Source organism: Palleronia sp. (genome assembly GCF_042089775.1).
Lineage (GTDB): Bacteria > Pseudomonadota > Alphaproteobacteria > Rhodobacterales > Rhodobacteraceae > Palleronia.
The window spans coordinates 1-3,068 of record NZ_JBELKF010000215.1; the positions used below are offsets into that span (position 1 = coordinate 1).

Here is a 3,068-nt window from a genome sequence, read left to right on the forward strand (position 1 = left end):
GGCGGGTTCGGCGACGCGCTCGGCTTCGAGCTCGCGCGCCATCTCCTCGCAGAACGGCGTCCAGATCCGCTCGAAGAAGCCCTTCACCTGGCCGTTCGGGCGGCGCTTCACGTCCTCCCAGCACTCCGAGGTCCAGTCTTCGCCGGCCACATGGTCGAGCAGCATCGCGACGGCGGCATCGGGAACGGATTCATAGTTCCGGGCCGCGCCGATCGCGTCGCCGAGCCGGTCCCAGGCCTCGCGGGCCTCGTCCTTCTCCAGCAGCCCGGCCCGGCGCGCCTCGATCAGCGTGTCCTTGAAGCCGTCCGCCGTGGCCTCGAAATCGGGCTCATCCCATTTGCCGGGGCAGAACTTGTTCATGACATGGTCGAGCTGGCCGTTCTGGATGAACTTGCGCCAGTCGTTCGAGCCGATATGGGACCAGTGGTTCGAATAGGCACCGAAGGTCGTGTGACAGGCGAAGGTCACCCAGTTCTGGGCGCGGCCATCACGGTCCTCGGTGCTGCCGTGACGGATGAAGATCTCGCCGTGCTCGTAGCCGTTCTGGATCGCCACGCAGCGTGCGGCGCGATCGATGACGCGGATCTGGTCGCTCATGTCTCAGCCCTCCGCCGCGATTTCGGCACGATCATGGACGGCGAGGGCGCGGCGCTCCTCGGACGTCAGCCCCTTGCCGATCTTGGCCAGCATGAGGATATGGTCGGTGAAGCTCAGCTCGCCGTCCCGGTCCACGCAGCCCTGGGTGCGCATGACGCGGGCGATCTGGCTCCGCAGCGAGGCCAGCACGTCGTCGCGGCTCGGCTTTTGCTCTTCGCCGCCGAACCGGACCGTCAGCGACGCTGCCATGTCATGAGCATCGCGCAATCCCAGCAGCCAGCCCTGCTCGCGCGCCTCCCGCCGGTGATCGGCGAGCGCCCGGTCCTCGCAGTCGGCTCCGGTCAGCACGTCGAGGATCTCGCCATGCGGCAGCCCCTGCCCCAACATGACCGCGAGCCGGCCCAGGAGCGCTTCGGTCCGCAGGCGGGCCTGCCGGCGCTCGTCGAGCTGCGCCTCGAGCAGGCGGATGGTCTCATCCCGGCAGGAGATCCCGTCGAGACGCTCCACCAGCATGCGGTCGCGTTCCGCCTGGGTCAGGGTGCGGCAATCGCAGCCCTCGTGCTCGGCCGACGCCTCGTAGATCCGGTCGATCTCGAGATGACGTTCGAGCAGCGCGATGCGGGCGACGGCCTCTTCGTAGGTTCCGGCGAACATGCCGTCGTCTTTCGGCGTGACGGAAGGGGATGATGTGGTCATGCGGGCTCCTCTTCGCGCCCCGGGGCGCCTACAAAGTTTTTCGCACAATGGCGCGGCTTGCGAAAAACCGCAAGCCGCCATCCATCAGTATTCGAAGGTGACCTCGTCTTCGACTTCCCGGAGCCAATCGGCCTCGAGGGAGGCGCGGACCTCGTTCATGGCATCGGCCATCTCGGCGGCACGCACCGCGCGCGACAGGTCCACCGTGAGGATGCGGTCCGTTGCCCAGAGGATCGAGAGATCGTCGTTCGACATCTGCGCCAGCTTGGCTTCGAGGTCGCGCGGGCTGTCATGAACCATCGACTGGCCGGCGAAGCTCGAGAGAACGAGGAACCCGCCATTGTCGCCCTTCACATCGAGCTCGACGGCGCGGCTCTCATCCATGTCGAGCGCGACGAAGGGCGCCGTGACATACGGCTGAAGGGCCTGGTCGCAGGCCCGCTTGAAGACGTCGTCATCCTCCTGGAGCATCTTGGCCCAGCGGCGATCCATGCTGCGGCAGACCGCCTCTCCGTCACGCACCCGCCCGCTGTCGTTCCACTTGAAGTTCATCCGGATATCCCAGGCGAGGGCCCGGCTGCCGTCCTGCGCGCGGTAGGTCATGTGCCCGAGGATGTCGTTGATCATCGCCTTGCGCGACGAGATCGGGAAGCGATAGGGCATGCCGGAAATCGCGTTGATCTCGCGCAGCATCACCGGGCGGATGTCCTCGAAGTCGGGGTCCAGCAGTCCGAGCTCCACCTGGCGGGCGCGCGAGCCGCCATTCGGAAGCGCAAGACCGGCATCGATGTCCTCGAAGCCGCCCCTGTAGCTGTCGTGGCTGCGGCAGAAGCCGGCGAAGGCGGTCCAGTCCATTTCCGGCAGCAGGGCGAAGGCCATGAGCTGGCTCGGGCTCGGCGCGGCGCCGCGCAGTTCGGAGGCCTGGATACCGTCGCAGACCACGCGGCCGCTGTCGTTGTCGATGATGGCCACGCCGTTGCCCGAGATGGGAGCGCTGTGCTCGAGGGTGCCCTGGGCGATCACCACCGTGAAGCTGCGCGGCACATCACCGGCGCTGTCGAACCGAAGGTCGATCCGGTGTTCCCGCGCGTGCAGGAAGGGGCCGGTGGCTGCAAGATCGGCGGTGGGCTGGGCGGTAAGGTGCTGCACGGTCTGTCTCCTGAGTTGGGCGATTTTGCCTCTGCTCGGAGACGTTACGATCGTATCGCGAAAATCTGACAGATAAATTTCCGCATGACCGGAACTAATATGTGGATAACCAGTTGGCGAAAAATTTCTCTTGTCAGGGATGATCCCGCTCTGGCATCACGTCATCCTGACGCCGCATCGATGGAGCGAACCCATGCCGCTGAACTGGGAATGCCTCGATCCCGACTACTGCCATCGGGCGCCTGCCCCGCTGTTCGGAAACATCCGCGTGGAGCGGCACGGCTCCACGAGGGGCTGGTCGATCAACTGGTCCGTGCCCGGCTACAGCGCCAGCCTGATCGCGGGCGAGTGGCCGGACGCCGAAGCCGCCAAGCGCGCGGCCGAGACGCATGTCGCGTCGGTCTGCGCCGCGCAGGCCGCCTGACCCGATCCTACGGCGCGGGCCCTCGCGGGGCCGCGGACCGGGGAACGCAGCGACGGTGGCACCGGGTGCAAGACCGTGACAGCCCGGAGAGACGGGCGCTTGCACGAAGCCCCTTGCGCCCTCGCAATACTTATGCGAAAAACATGCCTGCCGGTTCGCCGGCTATGGCGATAAACGCGCTCGACGAGATGGACCGGACCCG

Annotated in this window: 4 protein-coding genes; 1 reads left to right on the forward strand and 3 read right to left on the reverse strand. The window is 66.6% G+C overall.

From position 1 onward, the window contains the following. The 3 genes from ACFDS3_RS20140 to ACFDS3_RS20150 form a co-directional block, all read right to left on the reverse strand. Positions 1-597: hypothetical protein (locus ACFDS3_RS20140; protein ID WP_375264113.1), on the reverse strand; the 597-nt coding region annotated here is incomplete at its 3' end. A gap of 3 nt (positions 598-600) precedes the next feature. Next, positions 601-1,293, reverse strand: coding sequence for a hypothetical protein (locus ACFDS3_RS20145; RefSeq protein ID WP_375264114.1), 693 nt, complete (start codon positions 1,291-1,293; stop codon positions 601-603). 84 nt (positions 1,294-1,377) lie between these two features. Beyond that, positions 1,378-2,442, reverse strand: coding sequence for a hypothetical protein (locus ACFDS3_RS20150; protein ID WP_375264115.1), 1,065 nt, complete (start codon positions 2,440-2,442; stop codon positions 1,378-1,380). A 193-nt stretch (positions 2,443-2,635) separates the two neighbouring features. Between ACFDS3_RS20150 and ACFDS3_RS20155 the strand changes: the two genes are divergently transcribed. Further along, positions 2,636-2,866, forward strand: a complete 231-nt coding sequence (locus ACFDS3_RS20155; RefSeq protein ID WP_375264116.1) for a hypothetical protein — start codon at positions 2,636-2,638, stop codon at positions 2,864-2,866. Positions 2,867-3,068: the final 202 nt, after the last annotated feature.

What these genes read in the sequence shown, in the direction of transcription:
- ACFDS3_RS20145 (WP_375264114.1), bottom strand. Translation starts at nt 1,293, where the DNA reads ATGACCACATCATCCCCTTCCGTCACGCCGAAAGACGACGGCATGTTC.
- ACFDS3_RS20155 (WP_375264116.1), top strand. Translation starts at nt 2,636, where the DNA reads ATGCCGCTGAACTGGGAATGCCTCGATCCCGACTACTGCCATCGGGCG.